At 66.5% G+C, this 15,347-nt stretch carries 16 protein-coding genes; 9 read left to right on the forward strand and 7 right to left on the reverse strand.

Annotation, left to right across the window (positions count from 1 at the left end; genetic code table 11):
* Positions 1-73 precede the first annotated feature (73 nt).
* On the forward strand, positions 74-652 hold the full coding sequence (locus TV39_RS00140; protein WP_144406257.1) for a hypothetical protein: 579 nt from the start codon (positions 74-76) through the stop codon (positions 650-652).
* A gap of 60 nt (positions 653-712) precedes the next feature.
* Here the strand turns inward: TV39_RS00140 and TV39_RS00145 are convergent, their stop codons facing one another.
* Positions 713-1,423 (reverse strand): GntR family transcriptional regulator, encoded by a 711-nt coding sequence (locus TV39_RS00145; RefSeq protein WP_043476627.1) that lies wholly within the window; start codon positions 1,421-1,423, stop codon positions 713-715.
* A 106-nt stretch (positions 1,424-1,529) separates the two neighbouring features.
* Here TV39_RS00145 and TV39_RS00150 point away from each other — a divergent pair, with 106 nt between their 5' ends.
* The 4 genes from TV39_RS00150 (at position 1,530) to TV39_RS00165 (ending at position 7,187) form a co-directional block, all read left to right on the forward strand.
* Complete coding sequence (locus tag TV39_RS00150) at positions 1,530-2,288, forward strand: LamB/YcsF family protein (RefSeq protein WP_043476630.1); 759 nt, start codon at positions 1,530-1,532, stop codon at positions 2,286-2,288.
* 47 nt (positions 2,289-2,335) lie between these two features.
* A complete protein-coding gene (locus tag TV39_RS00155; RefSeq protein WP_043476633.1) occupies positions 2,336-3,667 on the forward strand; it encodes an MFS transporter in 1,332 nt (443 codons plus the stop codon).
* 65 nt (positions 3,668-3,732) lie between these two features.
* Positions 3,733-5,421: a 5-oxoprolinase/urea amidolyase family protein gene (locus TV39_RS00160; RefSeq protein WP_235347217.1), complete on the forward strand. Its 1,689-nt coding sequence runs from the start codon at positions 3,733-3,735 to the stop codon at positions 5,419-5,421.
* Entirely contained in the window at positions 5,421-7,187 is a 1,767-nt protein-coding gene (locus TV39_RS00165; protein ID WP_043476637.1) for an ATP-binding protein, read from the forward strand. The genes TV39_RS00160 and TV39_RS00165 overlap by 1 nt, the downstream gene beginning before the upstream one ends.
* A gap of 48 nt (positions 7,188-7,235) precedes the next feature.
* Here TV39_RS00165 and TV39_RS00170 read toward each other — a convergent pair whose 3' ends face one another.
* Positions 7,236-7,712, reverse strand: coding sequence for a hypothetical protein (locus tag TV39_RS00170; RefSeq protein ID WP_043476640.1), 477 nt, complete (start codon positions 7,710-7,712; stop codon positions 7,236-7,238).
* A gap of 10 nt (positions 7,713-7,722) precedes the next feature.
* Positions 7,723-8,088: an ArsR/SmtB family transcription factor gene (locus tag TV39_RS00175; protein WP_043476643.1), complete on the reverse strand. Its 366-nt coding sequence runs from the start codon at positions 8,086-8,088 to the stop codon at positions 7,723-7,725.
* Positions 8,089-8,419: 331 nt separating this feature from the next.
* Here TV39_RS00175 and TV39_RS22425 point away from each other — a divergent pair, with 331 nt between their 5' ends.
* The 3 genes from TV39_RS22425 to TV39_RS00190 are packed head-to-tail and all read left to right on the forward strand — an operon-like array spanning position 8,420 to position 10,099.
* Positions 8,420-8,758, forward strand: a complete 339-nt coding sequence (locus TV39_RS22425) for a YegP family protein (RefSeq protein ID WP_043476646.1) — start codon at positions 8,420-8,422, stop codon at positions 8,756-8,758.
* 5 nt (positions 8,759-8,763) lie between these two features.
* Entirely contained in the window at positions 8,764-9,471 is a 708-nt protein-coding gene (locus TV39_RS00185; RefSeq protein ID WP_043476956.1) for a PAS and ANTAR domain-containing protein, read from the forward strand.
* A gap of 13 nt (positions 9,472-9,484) precedes the next feature.
* On the forward strand, positions 9,485-10,099 hold the full coding sequence (locus TV39_RS00190) for a TetR/AcrR family transcriptional regulator (protein ID WP_052500440.1): 615 nt from the start codon (positions 9,485-9,487) through the stop codon (positions 10,097-10,099).
* Positions 10,100-10,103: 4 nt separating this feature from the next.
* Here the strand turns inward: TV39_RS00190 and TV39_RS00195 are convergent, their stop codons facing one another.
* The 4 genes from TV39_RS00195 to TV39_RS00210 all read right to left on the reverse strand — a co-directional run bounded on the left by TV39_RS00195 (position 10,104) and on the right by TV39_RS00210 (position 14,243).
* Positions 10,104-11,159, reverse strand: coding sequence for a bile acid:sodium symporter family protein (locus tag TV39_RS00195; RefSeq protein ID WP_043476648.1), 1,056 nt, complete (start codon positions 11,157-11,159; stop codon positions 10,104-10,106).
* Between the two features lie 118 nt (positions 11,160-11,277).
* Positions 11,278-11,472, reverse strand: coding sequence for a YegP family protein (locus TV39_RS00200; RefSeq protein ID WP_043476651.1), 195 nt, complete (start codon positions 11,470-11,472; stop codon positions 11,278-11,280).
* A 155-nt stretch (positions 11,473-11,627) separates the two neighbouring features.
* Positions 11,628-13,130 carry a SulP family inorganic anion transporter gene (locus TV39_RS00205; RefSeq protein WP_043476652.1) on the reverse strand — a complete coding sequence of 501 codons (1,503 nt, stop codon included), beginning with the start codon at positions 13,128-13,130 and terminating at the stop codon, positions 11,628-11,630.
* A 6-nt stretch (positions 13,131-13,136) separates the two neighbouring features.
* On the reverse strand, positions 13,137-14,243 hold the full coding sequence (locus tag TV39_RS00210) for a GTP pyrophosphokinase (RefSeq protein ID WP_043476655.1): 1,107 nt from the start codon (positions 14,241-14,243) through the stop codon (positions 13,137-13,139).
* 257 nt (positions 14,244-14,500) lie between these two features.
* Here TV39_RS00210 and TV39_RS00215 point away from each other — a divergent pair, with 257 nt between their 5' ends.
* Positions 14,501-15,295, forward strand: a complete 795-nt coding sequence (locus TV39_RS00215; protein WP_043476657.1) for an alpha/beta hydrolase — start codon at positions 14,501-14,503, stop codon at positions 15,293-15,295.
* The last annotated feature ends 52 nt before the right edge of the window (positions 15,296-15,347 follow it).

Consider the following 15,347-nt stretch of genomic DNA (forward strand, 5'->3'; position numbering starts at 1 on the left):
CGGAGCGTTGTAATTGGTGACGCTAGGGCGCCCGGTGATCTTCACGCTCGCTCACGCCTGTGCACGGTGCGCCATGCCTGAGTTTGAGGAAGCGCCAGAAGAGGGACCGAATCCGGTTAAAAACTCCGGAACAGGAAAACGCGGTCCAGCGTGGGAGATAGATCCCCGCAACGACCAACTGGCCTATGAGATGCTAACCGCTCGTTTTCTCGCGCACGACGAGTTGTTATGGCAGACGCCAGTCCTCGCCCTCACCGCGCAGTCTTTCCTGATGACGATCTCTCTGAGTCGTGACGTGGCCAATCTGGCGGCAGCAACGGCGGCTGCATTGGGCACAATCTTGATATTGATGTCCATGCACTTGCTCGGCAGGCATCGATTCCTGGAGCTTATCGAGAAACACAAACTCAGGCAGCTTGAAGAAGCTCTGCAAATTGAACCGCTGAGTACCCATTCATGGGCATGGCAGTATCGGCCAACACCCAAGCTGGGCAGTGCATTCAAGCGCCGGGACTATGGACTGGAAAACCCACGGTATCTATGGATATTTTCTGTTCCGAGTTATGTCATATGGCAGATTGGCCTATCCTTCTTTGCCGTCGCCAATACAGCAATATGCATTTTCCGGCTGAGCCAAATGGGACAGGCCTGAATCGGCGGCACCGTATTCATCGTTTCCCCAGCCTGATGTGGCCCCTCGTCTCACGGCGCACTACTCCCCGTGCACTTCGGCCTGCTTCTCTTCCGAGCGGTCGAGGTAGGCCAGCAGCAGCTCGGCGGCCCGCTCCAGCTCGCCCGCCTCCAGCGCCTCGCAGATTTCCTCGTTGTCCTTGAGGTAGCCGCTGTAGAAGTGCGCATCCATCGTGGCCTTGTGGAAGAACAGCCGCATCTCGGCCAGGACCTGGGACATGATGGTGTTCAGCCGGCGGCTGCCGGCCAGGGCAACGATCGCCCCGTGAAAGTGCTGGTTCGCGGTCCCCAGCCCCTCGTCGTCGTTCGCTGCGGCCGCGAGCTTGCCTTCCTCCACCGCCGCCCGGACGGCGGCCACGGCTTCCGGGCTGCCGCCGCCACGGATAGCGCTGACTTCGATGGTCCGGCGCACGGTGTAGACGTCGTGGATATCCCCGGCTTCCAGGCTCGCCACGAAGACCCCTCGGTTGGGGTGGCGGACCACCAGCCGTTCGCTCGCGAGCTCGGCGAAAGCTTCGCGCACGGTGTTGCGGGAGACGCCAAGGTCCTCGGCAATCGTGGATTCGGTCAGCCGTGTGCCCGGGAGGAGGACCCCTTCAGCCAGCTGCAGGCGCAGTTCATCAGCCACCCTGTCGGCCACCGAAGGCACGATGACGCGCAGCCGGGCTGCTGCCGTTGATGCGCTTGAGACTGCTGCGGAGGTGCCCCGGGTTGCTGCTGATGAAGTGGCCATACTCCAGAATTTACACGATCGTCACATCGTTGAATCGAAGGATTGTTGAACAATCGATAAATTTGGTGCATCCTAGTAAGACCAAATCAATGAGACGAGGATCACAATGGTGTACATGGACCTGAACAGCGACGTAGGCGAGTCCTTCGGTCGCTGGACCTTGGGCGACGACACGGCGATGTTCCAATCCGTGTCCAGTGCCAATGTGGCCTGCGGTTTCCACGCCGGCGATCCCACCGTCATCCGCCGCACCTGCCGCGAAGCCGTGCAAGCCGGCGTGATGATCGGCGCCCACGTGGGCTACCGTGACCTCTCCGGATTCGGCCGCCGCTTCGTGGACATCGATCCCAACGAACTGGCTGACGACATCGTCTACCAGATCGGCGCGCTGCAGGCGCTGGCCGCCACCGAAGGCGCCCGCGTCCGCTACGTCAAGCCGCACGGCGGCCTGTACAACGCGATCGTCTCCCACACCGCCCAGGCACGCGCCGTCGTCGACGCCGTCAGGTCCATCGATCCTGGACTGCCCATCCTTGGCCTTCCAGGCTCAGAGGTGCTGCGCCTTGCAGAAGCAGCCGGACTGCGCGCCGTTTCCGAAGCCTTTGCCGACCGCGCCTACAACCCTGACGGCACGCTCGTCTCCCGCTCGCTCCCCGGAGCCGTCCTGCATGACCCGGCCCAGGTGGCCGAACACGTCCTGCGTATGGCTGCCGACTCTGCCATCCGCACCGTGGACGGCTCCATCCTGAGAATCAATGCAGACAGCATCTGCGTCCATGGCGATTCCCCCGGGGCTGTTGCCATGGCTGTCGCAGTGAGGGCTGCGCTTTCCGACGCCGGCATCGCCATCAAAGCTTTTGCCTAAGACGGCGTTCGCTTAAAACCTTTCGCCTCACCCCTGAAGGAAAGACCATGACCACACACCACTCGGCCGCCCGTACCGGCCGGAAGATCCCGCCCGGCGCCCTGAAGGCGTACATTGCCAGCCTCACCGGCACCTCGCTGGAGTACTACGACTTCGCCATCTACTCGGTGGCCTCGGCATTGGTCTTCCCCAAGATCTTCTTCCCGGGCAACGACGAATTCGTGGGCCTGCTGCTTTCCTTCTCGGCTTTTGCCGTGGGTTACCTGGCACGGCCCATCGGCGGCGTGATCTTCGGCCGCCTGGGCGACAAGATCGGCCGCAAGCACGTCCTCGTGGTCACCCTGATGCTGATCGGCGTCGCCACAGTCCTCATCGGCCTGCTTCCCGACTACTCCGTGATCGGCGTTGCGGCCCCCACCATCCTGGTGCTCCTGCGCCTGGCCCAGGGCATCGGCGTCGGCGGCGAATGGGGCGGTGCCGTCCTGCTCTCCAGCGAATTCGGTAACGCCAACAAGCGCGGCTTCTGGTCTTCCGCAGCACAGATCGGCCCGCCCGCCGGCAACCTGATGGCCAACGGCGTCCTGGCCGTGCTGGCGGCCACGCTCAGCACCGAAGCCTTCCTCTCCTGGGGCTGGCGCGTGGCCTTCCTCGCCTCCGCACTGCTGGTGGTCTTCGGGCTGATCATCCGGCTCAAGCTCGAGGAAACCCCGGTGTTCAAGGCCATTGCGGCCCACGGCGAACAGCCCAAGGCACCCATCACCGAGGTCTTCACCAGGGAACCGCGCGCGCTGATTGCCGCCGCCCTGTCCCGGGTCTGCCCCGACGTCCTCTACGCCCTGTTCACCGTGTTCGTGGCCGTCTACGCCACCAAGGAACTCGGCCTGACCACCGGCAACGTCCTCACCGCCATCCTGATCGGCTCGGCCTTCCAGCTGTTCCTGATCCCGCTGGCCGGCGCCCTCACGGACCGCTTCAACCGCCGCCTGGTCTACGGCATCGCCGCGGTGGGCACCGCCCTCTACATCCCGCTGTTCTTCCTCATGATCGAGGGCAGATCCGTGCTGATGCTCATTATCGGCGTGGTGATCGGCCTGGCCTTCCACGCCTTCATGTACGGCCCGCAGGCCGCCTACATCACCGAGCAGTTCCCGGCGCGGCTGCGTTACGCCGGCAGCTCGCTGGCCTACACCCTGGCCGGCGTGATCGGCGGGGCTGTGGCACCCCTGATCTTCACCGCGCTCTACGCCGTCTCAGGTGACTGGTTCCTGATTGCGGCCTATCTCCTGGTGGCCGCGGCAGTTACCGTGGTGGGCCTGGCCCTCGGCCGGAACCCGCAGACCGCTGAAGAAGAGCGCCTCCTGGCGGACTCCCACGCCTAGCCGGCGCGGGAAACCTATCCGGCTCCAACCCGTTCAAGCCACCGGCAACGATGAAAGCAGCAGCTATGGAAACCCTGACCGTGCACAAGGTCCTCTCCGTGCGGCCCGTGGGAACACGTGCGGTGCTCGCGGAGCTACCCGGAACACAGGACGTCCTCGCCCTCCAGACCCTGCTCCTGGAATCGCCGTTGCCGGGCCAGGTGGACGTACTGGCGGCCGCGCAGACCGTCATGGTCCGCGCGGATTCGCCGGCGGCTGCCCGCCGCATGGGCGCGCTCCTGCTGGAACTGGACCTCACCGCTCCGGCCAAGCAGGACGGCGGCCTGGTGTTCATCGATACCGTGTACGACGGCGAGGACCTCGCCGAGGTGGGGCGGCTCACCGGCCTGGGCACGGAGGGTGTTATCGAGGCCCATTCCGGCCAGGTCTGGACGGTGGCTTTTGCCGGGTTCGCGCCCGGGTTCGGTTACATGGTGGGGGAGAACCAGGCCCTGGAAGTGCCGCGCCGGAGCTCACCGCGCACCGCCGTGCCCGCCGGGTCGGTGGCACTGGCAGGCAATTACTCGGCAGTGTATCCGCGCCGGTCCCCGGGCGGCTGGCAGCTGATCGGCCGCACCGGGGCCCGCATGTGGGACCTCAGCCGGGCCGAGCCTGCCCTGGCCAGCCCGGGCCACCGCGTCCAGTTCCGAGCCGTCCGCGACGTTGTGACCATGGCGCCGGAGCACGCGGGACCAGCACCCGCACCCGCGGCCGGTACGCCGGCCGACACGCCGGACCGGGAAACACGTTCCGGGCTGCGGATCGTTGCACCCGGGCTGCAAAGCCTCATCCAGGACCTCGGCCGGCACGGCCACTCCGCCCTCGGCGTTTCGGCCGCCGGTGCGCTGGACCGGGCCTCGCTCCGCCGGGCCAACCGGCTCGTGGGCAACAGCCCGTCCGCCGCAGCCATCGAAAGCGTGGCCGGCGGACTTCGGATCCAAGCCGTCGGGGACCAGGTCCTGGCCGTCGCCGGGGCGCCGTCGGCACTGACCATTGACCCGCCGTCGGACGCTGAGTCCGACGGCGAAGGCAACCAGAGGCGGCAGCGCTCCGTTCCCATGGCCACTCCGTTTGCCCTGCTCGACGGCGAAATCCTCACCCTCGGCGCACCGGAGTCCGGGTTCCGCAGCTACCTGGCCGTCCGCGGCGGGGTGGACGCTGCGCCGGTGCTGGGCAGCCGTTCCACCGACACCATGTCCGGCATCGGGCCGGCGCCGCTTGCCGCGGGCCAGCTGTTGGCATCCGGCGACGTCACCGAGTCCGGTGTGGTGGGCAGTCCCGAACTCCAGCCGGAGTTCCCCGGGGACGGCGTCACCGTACTGGACATTGTCCTGGGTCCGCGGGCCGACTGGTTCGACGAGGCCGCCCTGGACTCCCTGTGCGGGCAGGAGTGGGTAGTGAAGCCGCAGTCCAACCGGGTGGGCATGCGGCTGGACGGCACACCCTTGCAGCGCAGCCGGCAGGGCGAACTGCCCAGCGAAGGCACTGTGGCCGGGGCCATCCAGGTCCCGCCCGAGGGCCTCCCGGTCCTCTTCCTGGCGGACCACCCGATTACAGGCGGCTACCCGGTGATCGGCGTGGTGGTGGACCACCAGCTGGACCTTGCCGCCCAGGTGCCGATCGGCGGCAGCATCCGCTTCCGCCGCGTTACCGAGCAAACATCCCCCGAACGAAATTCTTCCGAACAGACTTCCCAAGAAAAAGTGAGTAACTGATGCGCAAGGTCCTGATCGCCAACCGTGGTGAAATCGCCGTCCGGATTGCCCGAGCCTGCGACGACGCCCGGCTGGAATCCGTCGCCGTGTACGCGGACATCGACGCCGATGCCATGCACGTGGGTACTGCCAGCGAAGCCTTCAGCCTGGACGGCAACTCCCCGGCGGACACGTACCTGAACATCCCCAAGCTGCTGGGTGTGGCTGCCAGGTCAGGTGCCGACGCCGTCCACCCCGGCTACGGGTTCCTGTCCGAGAACGCCGATTTTGCCCAGGCAGTGCTCGACGCCGGGCTGGCGTGGATCGGCCCCGCGCCGGAGGCCATCCGGCAGCTTGGCAACAAGATCACTGCCCGCGAAATCGCCGTCCGTGCCGGTGCCCCGCTCGTGGCCGGCAGTGACGGTCCTGTGGATTCCGCGGCGGAGGCCCGTGCCTTCGCCGAACAGCACGGCCTGCCCATCGCCATCAAGGCGGCCTTCGGCGGCGGCGGGCGCGGGCTGAAGGTGGTCCGGAACATGGACGAGATCGAGGAATCCTTCGACTCCGCAGTGCGTGAAGCCGTGGCAGCCTTCGGCCGCGGCGAATGCTTCGTGGAGCGCTACCTGGACCGTCCGCGCCACGTCGAAGCGCAGGTCCTGGCGGATACCCACGGCAACGTGGTGGTGGTCGGAACCCGCGACTGCTCTTTGCAGCGCCGGCACCAGAAGCTTGTGGAGGAAGCACCCGCACCGTTCCTCAGCGACGATCAGCGGCAGCAGATCTACAGCGCCGCCAAGGCAGTCTGCCGGGAAGCCGGCTACTCCGGCGCCGGAACCGTGGAGTTCCTGGTTGCCGCGGACGGCACCGTGGCGTTCCTGGAAGTGAACACCCGGCTGCAGGTGGAGCACCCCATCACCGAGGAAACCACCGGGATCGACCTGGTCCAGGAACAGTTCCGGATCGCTGACGGGGAGGCCCTGCGCATCACCGCGGACCCCGAGCCCCGCGGCCACTCCTTCGAGTTCCGCCTTAACGCCGAGGACGTGGGGCGCGGCTTCCTGCCCTCGCCCGGAACCATCGCCGGCTTCCACGGCCCCACCGGCCCGGGCATCCGCCTGGACACCGGCGTCCGCTCCGGGTCCTTCGTGGCGCCGCAGTTCGACTCGCTCCTCGCCAAGCTGATCGTCACCGGCGCGGACCGCCAGCAGGCACTGCGCCGCGCCCGCCGCGCGCTCGCCGAAATCGAGATCACCGGCGTGGCCACCGTGCTGCCGTTCCACCGCGCAGTGCTTGAATCGCCGGACTTCACCTCCGAGACCGGCCTGGGCATCCACACCCGCTGGATTGAAACGGACTTCGCGGACCGGATCCCTGCGGATCCGGGCTACAGCACCACCGCCCCCGAGGGCGCACGCCGCACCGTCACCGTCGAGGTGGACGGCCGTCGCCTGGCAGTCGGACTGCCCGCTGATCTGCTGGACGGCTGGGCACGCTCGGGCGGAGCCCTCCCCGCCGGTGTTTCGGTTGGCGACGCGTCCGACGGCGGAGCTGCCGCCGGTTCGGGCGCAGCCGATCCGGGTGAGCTGCGCGCTGACATGGCCGGAACCGTAGTGAAGTGGCTCGTGGAGCCGGGTGCCGAAGTGGCGGCGGGGGACGCCGTCGTCGTTCTTGAAGCGATGAAGATGGAAACACAGGTGACGGCGCACCGCGACGGAACGGTGACCGGCATCCGCGCCGAAGCCGGCGGCGTAGTGGCTGCGGGGGCGGTGCTCGCGCTGATCGGCTAGCTGCCGCCCGGGGACCAAAGGCCGCCGTGAAAGGGAACCCTCGGCGGATTAGGTGCGCGCCACGTGAACACCCGCGACCGCCAGGGCTGCAAGGCACCGCTCCTGGCGGTCCACTGATCCAAGGCTCAGCAGGTATCCCCTCCCGGCGTCTAGCTGGACGGCCGGCCCCGTATCCTGGATGATTCCCAGGCCGAAGGCACCGAACCGCAGCCCGAAGCCGTAACGCAGGCCGTGGACTGTTGCCGGAGCCGCCGAACGGATGGCCGCCACGGGAATGCGGCGGCGGTAGAACGGAAACCAACGCAACCGCACTTCGTTTTCGAGGACTTGGATCTTGGAGAAGCCGAACGCCAGGAAAGTGATCAGGATGAGGGCGCATGCAATGGAAATACATGCCACGGGTTCCGACTGCAGCGCGCCGGTGAGGAAGACGGCCAGCAGGATTCCTGCCAACAGTAAGACGCTGCCGGCGAGGATTGCGCGCGGCAGGCGGCCGTAGAACATCCGGCCGGAATCGAACAACATACCGGCGGGGCTAGCCGCCCACTGCTTCCTTCGCGGACCCGTCCACGGAGTTCAATGTCAGGCGTGTCGACTGCAGGACGGTGCCCAGCAGTGAGCGCGCTGAGAGGAGGAGGCTGCTCACTTCGGGGCAGGACAGTTCATAAAACAGCCGGCCGTCCTGGCGCGAGGGGATGACCAGGCGCTGGCGGCGGAGCACGCCGAGGTGCTGGGAAAGATTCGAGGCCTCAAGCCCCGTGTCATCCCGCAACCGGCTGACGGCCACGGGGCCTTCGGAGAGCATCTCCAGAACCTGGATGCGTGCGGGGTGTCCCATGGACTTGAAAAGTTCGGCCTTCACGTCACTCAGGACCAGGCCTGCGGGCAACTCGTCCTTCATCGGGCCTCCCTTCCAACATCCACTATTCGGCGATTACCATAACGCTTGTTCAACGAATACAGCTTATGACAGACAGAAAAGTCTGTCTCGCCCGCACCGCCAGTTGGCGTGATGTGCACCTATATCGTAGCCCCGGCCGGTTTGGGATGATCGCTGGATTTAGTCCGTGGGCACCCCTTGCGCGGACGGCTTGAGTAGTTCAGAATTTCATGAATTCATCAATTCGAACCGGCCGCTCAGCTGCGGCCGGCCACACATGGATGGATTCAGGCTGCTCCTGCTGACAACGGCGTCACGGGAGTGGCGTGATCCCAAGTTCCAGGAGGGCCCAATGGCAGGCATGTTCGAACTATTCGCCGACTCGGATACTTCCTTTAGATTTCGACTGACAGCCCCGGACGGAACAGTCATGGCGCTCTCCAGGCCTTTCCCGGACAAGCGGGCCGCCGTGGCCGGGATCGCCGCGGTGCGCGAGTACGCAGGCATGGGCTTTGTTACCGAAGTCCCGGCGCCGAAGCCCGGGCCGGCCCGCTTACCCGGGCCGGCCCGAGTAGCCGTGCCGGCGCGTGTCCCCGGCCGGCGTCCCGCGAGCCGGAAAAGCCAGATCCTTCTCCGGTGGCGGCAATCGCTGAGGCCGCTGGGCGTCGTCGCCGATTTCCCCGCGTGGTGAGTTCCATGTCCGCCCGGAGGGCCCCGCAGGCGCACTCCAGCCTCCTCGCGGCGGGGGACTGCATCGCCGGGACGTTCCGGTTTGACGCCGTGACCGGCAAGCTCGACTGGTCCGAGGAGCTTTTCCGGATTCACGGCTACGGCCGCGGCGAGATCGTGCCCACCCTTGATCTGTTCCTCTCGCACAAGCACCCTGACGACCGCGGGCGTGGCCTGGAGATTTTTACCCGGATCCGGCACGCCGGAGGCAGTTTCTTCAGCTATGACAGGCTCATTGACGCCCGTATGCGGGAGCACCGGATCCTGACGACCGGCGAGGGTGTGCTTGACGCGGCGGGCAGGCTAAGCCACATTGACGCCTTCGTCATCGACCTCACCAAGATGCTCCAGCGCGAGACGGAGCAGTTTGCCCGCGCCGCCGTCACGGCAGCCAACGCGAGCCGCAGCACCATCGAGCAGGCCAAGGGTATCCTGATGGGCGCCCTGCGTATCGGCTCCGAAGAGGCCTTCAGGCTGCTTGTCGGCCACAGCCAGCACAGCAACATCAAAGTGGCCAGGACCGCGGCTGACCTCGTGGCCCTGGCCAACAACGCGAAGGACCCCGCACTGCTGGACGGTTTAATTCAGGCCCTCCATCGCGGACCTGCCGGACGACGGTCCGGAACGATCGGCGTCCACGGCCCTCCGGGGAGGCGCCCGCAGCGCTCCATGTAAAATTCCTTCTACGATGACTGCCGACGACGCCAACCATTCCACCCTGCTGCCCGCCCAGGCGATGGCGGGCCGCGACGACCCAGTGGACCGCATCCTTGCCACCGCTTACGAGCTGTTTTCCCGCCGCGGGATCCGCGATGTGGGCACCAATGAACTCATCAGCCGTTCCGGCGTGGCCAAAGCGACGTTCTACCGGCACTTCCCGTCCAAGGATGCCCTGGTCCTGGCATTCCTGGCCCTTCGTGACCAGGTGTGGACCGTGGACCTGATTGTCTCCGAAGCCCGCCGCCGCGGGAGCACTCCCGAGGAGCGGCTGCTCGCTATTTTCGATGTGTTCGGCGACTGGTTCCACCGTGACGACTTTGAAGCCTGCACGTTCATTAATGTCCTGCTGGAAATGGGGCCAGACCATCCGCTGGGGAAGGCGAGCATCGGCTACCTGAGCAGGATCCGCGGCCACATCGAGGCCCTGGCCGAGGAAGCCGGGCTCAACCGCACCGAGGAATTCGCCCGCTCCTGGCACATCCTGATGAAGGGCTCGATCATTTCGGCCACCGAAGGGGACTTCCTGGCCTCAAAGCGCGCGCAGCAGATGGCCGGCTGGCTGATCGAGCACCACCGGAACTGAGCTCTTAGGCGTCGGCGGCGGCTGCGCCGCGAACAGTTGCAACGGGAACCGGGGCATCACTCAGCGGGCGCCGGGCCAGCCATGCGGCCACGATCGCGCCCGAGATGTTGTGCCAGAGCGAGAATACGGCGGACGGCAGCGCGGCCAGCGGGCTGAAGTGCGCGGTGGCCAGCGTGGCGGCCAGTCCGGAGTTCTGCATTCCCACTTCGAAGGCCAGCGCCCGGCGGGCCTTGTCGTCCAGGCGGCCCAGCTTCCCTGCCAGGTACCCGAGGCCCAGGCCAAAGCCGTTGTGCAGCACCACGGCGAGGAACACGATGCCGCCGGCGGCCACAATCTTGCTGGCGCTGCCGGCCACCACGATCGCAACGATCAGGGAAATCACGACGGCGGAGGCCCAGGGGAGTGCCGGCAGTACCTTCGCGACGAGCTTCTTGAGGAACAGGCGCGCCAGCAGGCCTGCAATCACCGGCAGGAGGACGGTCTTGACGATGTCCAGGACCATGGCGCCGGCGTCGATCTGCAGGAAGGACCCGGCCAGGAACAGGACCAGCAGGGGAGTGACGATGGGAGCTATCAGCGTGGAAACGGAGGCTACGGCCACCGAGAGGGCAACGTCGCCCTTGGCCAGGAAGGCCATCACGTTGGACGCGGTCCCGGACGGCGCGCAGCCCACCAGGATGAGGCCCACAGCCAGTTCCGGCGGGAGGTTGAGCGCCACCGCAATCAGCCAGCCGGCGCCCGGCATGATCACGTAGTGGGCCACGATGCCCAGCACCACGGCCCAGGGACGCTTGACAACGGATGCGAAGTCCGGCGGGGTGAGCGTCAGGCCCATGCAGAACATGATGACGCCCAGCAGGTAGGGGACGCTCGGTGCCATGGGCTTGAAGGCGCCCGGCAGCAGGAAGCCGGCAACGCCGGCGGCCACCACCAGGAGCGGAAAGACAGTGACTGCGATCCGGGCGATTTTTGCTTCTGCGGCCAGCGCCGGATTCAGCGGTGCGGCATCAGCTGCGGTGCCGCCGGCCGCGGGTTCGTTGGTTTTGGTTGCCTCAAGCATCCAATAATGCTCACATCCGGACGCCGGGTCCTGCCAGTTCATGAACAGACGTCTGACATTTATGTCGGATCCGGCTCCCGGATGCGGGCCCGCTGCTGCGCCGTCCGGCCGCGGCGGCTTATTGCCCCGGCGGGGTGCTGTAATCGGCGATGTGTGCTGTGGCCGCGTGCTCACGAATCTCCGTGACGCCGGAGGCTGCCGCGGCGCTGTCCCGGTAGATTCCCGAGACCGCCAGGACGTGGCCTGCGCCGTTGACGAGCCGGATGCGGACCCCGCCCTGTTCCTCGGTGACGAGTTCGAATTTTCCTGCCATGCTGGACCTCCCCCAAGGTGGTGCGCCTGCGTGGTGGCCGCAGGCTGCTTCCCTTCCAACCATAGATGACAATTCTTGTCACAAAAATTACACAACGTTTTGTGTCTGGAGAACGCAGCGCCCGCCGTGATGGCTGCCGGACCCGCTGGAGCCGGCTAGTGCCCGGCGTTGAGTTTTCCGGCAAGCCGCTCACGCATCTGGGTGCTCGCCGAGTTCAGGCCGGTCAGTTCCACTTCCCGGCCGTGCCTTCGGTACTTCTCGGTGACGGCGTCCAGGACGGCGATGGTGGAGGCGTCCCACAGGTGCGAAGCGTGAAGATCGATGATGACGCGGTCCACCGAGGGGGCGGAATCGCGGGCGTATTCGAACTGGGTGTAGAGGTCGTTGGAGGATGCGAAGAACAGCTCTCCGTCCACGGTGTAGGTGGCAACGGTCTCGCCGTTGAGTTCGATCTCCGTGCGTTCAACCGTGGCGAAATGCGCCACCCGCCGGGCAAACATGGCCATGGCCGCCAGGACGCCCACGCCCACGCCGATGGCCAGGTTGTGCGTGGCCACCACGGTGCCCACCGTGATGAGCATGACCGCGGTTTCGGATTTGGGCATCCGCTTGAGCGTCTTCGGCGCGATGGAGTGCCAGTCGAACGTGATGGCGGAAACGAAGATCATCACGGCCACGAGCGCGGCCATGGGGATCAGGCCCACAACATCGCCCAGCGTCACCACCAGGACCAGCAGGAAGACGCCGGCCAGGAACGTTGAGACCCTGCTCCGGGCGCCGGAGCCCTTGACGTTGATCATGGTCTGGCCGATCACGGCGCAGCCGCCCATGCCGCCCAGGAAGCCGGTGACGATGTTCGCCACGCCCTGGCCCCAGGACTCGCGGGTCTTGTTCGAGCGGGTGTCCGTGATGTCGTCAACAAGCTTCGCCGTCATGAGGGATTCCAGCAGGCCCACCAGGGCCATGGACAGCGCGAACGGGGCGAGGATCTGGAAGGTTTCCAGCGTCAGCGGCACGTTGGGAATGAATAGCGTGGGCAGGCTTTCCGGAAGCTGGCCCTTGTCCTGGACGGCGGGAACGTCGATCCCGGCGAGCACCGCAAACAGCGTCAGGGCTACGATCGCCACCAGCGGGGACGGCACGGCTGTGGTCAGCCGCGGGAACGCAACGACAATCACCAGGCCCACAGCCACGAGCGGATAGACCGGCCACGGCACGTTGATCAGCTCGGGCAGCTGCGCCATGAACACCAGGATGGCCAGTGCGTTCACAAACCCCACCATCACCGACCGCGGAATGAAGCGCATGAGCTTGGTGACGCCCAGGACGGCGAGGAGGATCTGGAAGACCCCCGCCAGGATCACCCCGGCGATGAGGTAATCCAGGCCGTGGCTCCGCATCAGCGGAGCGATGACCAAAGCAACCGCGCCGGTGGCCGCGGAGATCATGGCGGGCCGGCCGCCCACAAAGGAAATGGTGACGGCCATGGTGAAGGACGCGAACAGCCCGATCCTGGGATCCACGCCGGCAATGACGGAGAAGGCAATCGCTTCGGGGATGAGGGCCAGCGCCACCACCAGTCCGGCGAGGGCCTCCGTCTTGAGGCGGCGCGGGGAACGGAGCGTAGCCCGGACGGACTGGAGTTGTTCGGGCTTCATGTCTTCCTAAAGCTTGGTCTGGCGATAACGCTCGATCTGCTTCAGCCGCCGCAGGAGGCTGTCGCGCCGGGGGTGCGGAACGGCGTCGGGCGCCTCCGCGGTGAGGTCAATGTGTTTGGTGCCGTACTGCCACAGCAGCAGGTCATCCAGCAACCGGTCCGGGCCCGGGGAATACCTGTGGTCCAGGGCTTTGCGGACTTCGGTGATGCGGTTGGCACCGAGCAGCTCAGCAAGCTGCACGGTCTGGTTGAGGCCGTGGGCCGCCATGAGTTCGGCTGCCCAGCCCCAGTCATCATCCACTTTACGGTCCACGTGCGGCAGGAGGGTCCGCCAGACGTCGCGGATCCGGTTCGGGGTGAGCTGTGCAGCGCCCTCGCCGTCCGTGTCCCAGTAGCTGCGCACCTCTTCGTAGCGTTCGTGCAGGTCCGCGAAGGCTGTTTCCACCGTTTCCAGCATGGCCGCGGTGGCTGTGAACTGGCGGTCAAAATGCGGGGTCCAGGCGCGGGGGTCCTCGGCCTTGAAACGGATGTCGTGCTCGATCTCGCTCCAGGCGTGGGCAAAGACGGTGCGGATCTGGCATTCGAAAAAGTAGCTGCCGTTGGGCTGGAGCTCCGGGTTGAACACCTTCTGGTAATCCTTGACGGCTTCGTTCTGGATGGTCCGCAGGATCAGGTGGCGGCTGGAGTAGCCGTAGGTGCCGGACTCGATGGAGCCGATGTCCTTCTCGCGGTCTCCCCGGCAGTCAAAGAGCTGGCGCTGGCGCTTGATCAGGTTGGCCGCCACCGCGTTCTCCGCCGGCAGCTTGGTGATGACCCGGACGCCCACCATGTCGTTGAGGGTCCGGAACGGGTCCGGGAACTTCAGCACGGGCGGCCCGCCCGGTTCCAGCGGCTTCTCCGTGCGGGAGATCTTTTCCTTGAAGGACTCCACTGTTTTGGTGCGGCCGGTGACAAACAGGGGCGTCACCTCGGTGTCCTTGAGCATGCTGCGGAGCGTGAGCAGGACTTCCCGGGTGACCAGCTTCAGGGCAGGGCGGACCCGTTCATAGAGCTCCACGTTTTCCTGCACGGATTCGCGCAGGCCTGCGTCCAGGCGGTCCCAGTTGGTAGCCATGGTTCCAGCTTACGGGCGGCCTGTGACAGCAGGGCGGGTGACACCCCCGCGGCTGTTCGGTCCGTGGCGCCGGCCCACGGTGCGCGCCGCCGTCGTCGACCGCGCTGGCGCAAAGCTGTCCGGCACCCAAGGTAGGCTCGGCACATGGCTGATGTGCGGCGTCGGACCCTGCTTTCGCAGGGCTGTCCGGTGCCGCCGCAGCAGTGACACTGGGGGCACTGTCCGCTTCCTGTTCGTCGGGCCCGAAGGAGGACGCAGTGAAGCGGCACAAGTACCAATACGGCGATGACCCCAGCCAGTGGGGTGAACTCTTCCTGCCGGACGCCCCTGGAACCCGGGGCGTGGTGGTGGTCATCCACGGCGGATACTGGCGCTCGCAGTACGGTGCCGAGCTCGGCGAACCGCTGGCCAGGGACCTTGCCATGCACGGTATGCCGGCCTGGAACCTGGAGTACCGGCGTGCCGGCAACGGCGGCGGCTGGCCGCACACCTTCGAGGACGTGCTGGCTGGCATCGACAAGCTCCGGGACGTTGCCGCGATGCACGGGCTGGGCCTCGAGAAGGTGGTGGCCCTGGGCCACTCGGCCGGCGGGCACCTGGCCGTCTGGGCGGCCGGCCGTTCCCGCCTGGAGCAGCTCGGGGCGCCGGACGCTGACCGCCAGTTGCAGCGGAAGCACGACGACGGCGCCGTGCACCTCACCGGGGTGGTCAGCCAGGCCGGCCTCCTGAACCTGGCCGATGCCGAAAAGCTGAACCTCAGCAACGGCGCGGTCAGCAACCTGCTGGGCGGTTCGTCAGGGAAGTACCCGAAACGGCACAAGTTTGTTGATCCCATGAGCGCGGTGCCGCTGCGGGTCCCTGTTTACGCAGTCCACGGAACCGACGACGACGACGTTCCGGCCAGCCAGTCCGTGTCCTACGCCAGCGCGGCCAAGGCTGCCGGCGCCCCCGTCCAGCTGCTGAACGTGCCCGGCGACCACTTCTCCCTGATTGACCCCAAGGCGCCGGCCTACCGCAAGTGCCGGGACCTGGTGCAGGAACTCCTGGGCTGAACCGGCACGGTCCGTCCCGTAGACTGGACTAAGGTGCGCCGGGAAGTCTGGT

The organism is Arthrobacter sp. SPG23, assembly GCF_000876655.1.
Lineage (GTDB): Bacteria > Actinomycetota > Actinomycetes > Actinomycetales > Micrococcaceae > Arthrobacter.

Coding starts and splice junctions, on each gene's coding strand:
- TV39_RS00165 (WP_043476637.1), top strand. CDS start 5,421: ATGCGCAAGGTCCTGATCGCCAACCGTGGTGAAATCGCCGTCCGGATT.
- TV39_RS00210 (WP_043476655.1), bottom strand. CDS start 14,243: ATGGCTACCAACTGGGACCGCCTGGACGCAGGCCTGCGCGAATCCGTG.
- TV39_RS00205 (WP_043476652.1), bottom strand. CDS start 13,130: ATGAAGCCCGAACAACTCCAGTCCGTCCGGGCTACGCTCCGTTCCCCG.
- TV39_RS00200 (WP_043476651.1), bottom strand. CDS start 11,472: ATGGCAGGAAAATTCGAACTCGTCACCGAGGAACAGGGCGGGGTCCGC.
- TV39_RS00155 (WP_043476633.1), top strand. CDS start 2,336: ATGACCACACACCACTCGGCCGCCCGTACCGGCCGGAAGATCCCGCCC.
- TV39_RS22425 (WP_043476646.1), top strand. CDS start 8,420: ATGGCAGGCATGTTCGAACTATTCGCCGACTCGGATACTTCCTTTAGA.
- TV39_RS00190 (WP_052500440.1), top strand. CDS start 9,485: ATGACTGCCGACGACGCCAACCATTCCACCCTGCTGCCCGCCCAGGCG.
- TV39_RS00150 (WP_043476630.1), top strand. CDS start 1,530: ATGGTGTACATGGACCTGAACAGCGACGTAGGCGAGTCCTTCGGTCGC.
- TV39_RS00140 (WP_144406257.1), top strand. CDS start 74: ATGCCTGAGTTTGAGGAAGCGCCAGAAGAGGGACCGAATCCGGTTAAA.
- TV39_RS00185 (WP_043476956.1), top strand. CDS start 8,764: ATGTCCGCCCGGAGGGCCCCGCAGGCGCACTCCAGCCTCCTCGCGGCG.
- TV39_RS00160 (WP_235347217.1), top strand. CDS start 3,733: ATGGAAACCCTGACCGTGCACAAGGTCCTCTCCGTGCGGCCCGTGGGA.
- TV39_RS00145 (WP_043476627.1), bottom strand. CDS start 1,423: ATGGCCACTTCATCAGCAGCAACCCGGGGCACCTCCGCAGCAGTCTCA.
- TV39_RS00195 (WP_043476648.1), bottom strand. CDS start 11,159: ATGCTTGAGGCAACCAAAACCAACGAACCCGCGGCCGGCGGCACCGCA.
- TV39_RS00170 (WP_043476640.1), bottom strand. CDS start 7,712: ATGTTGTTCGATTCCGGCCGGATGTTCTACGGCCGCCTGCCGCGCGCA.
- TV39_RS00175 (WP_043476643.1), bottom strand. CDS start 8,088: ATGAAGGACGAGTTGCCCGCAGGCCTGGTCCTGAGTGACGTGAAGGCC.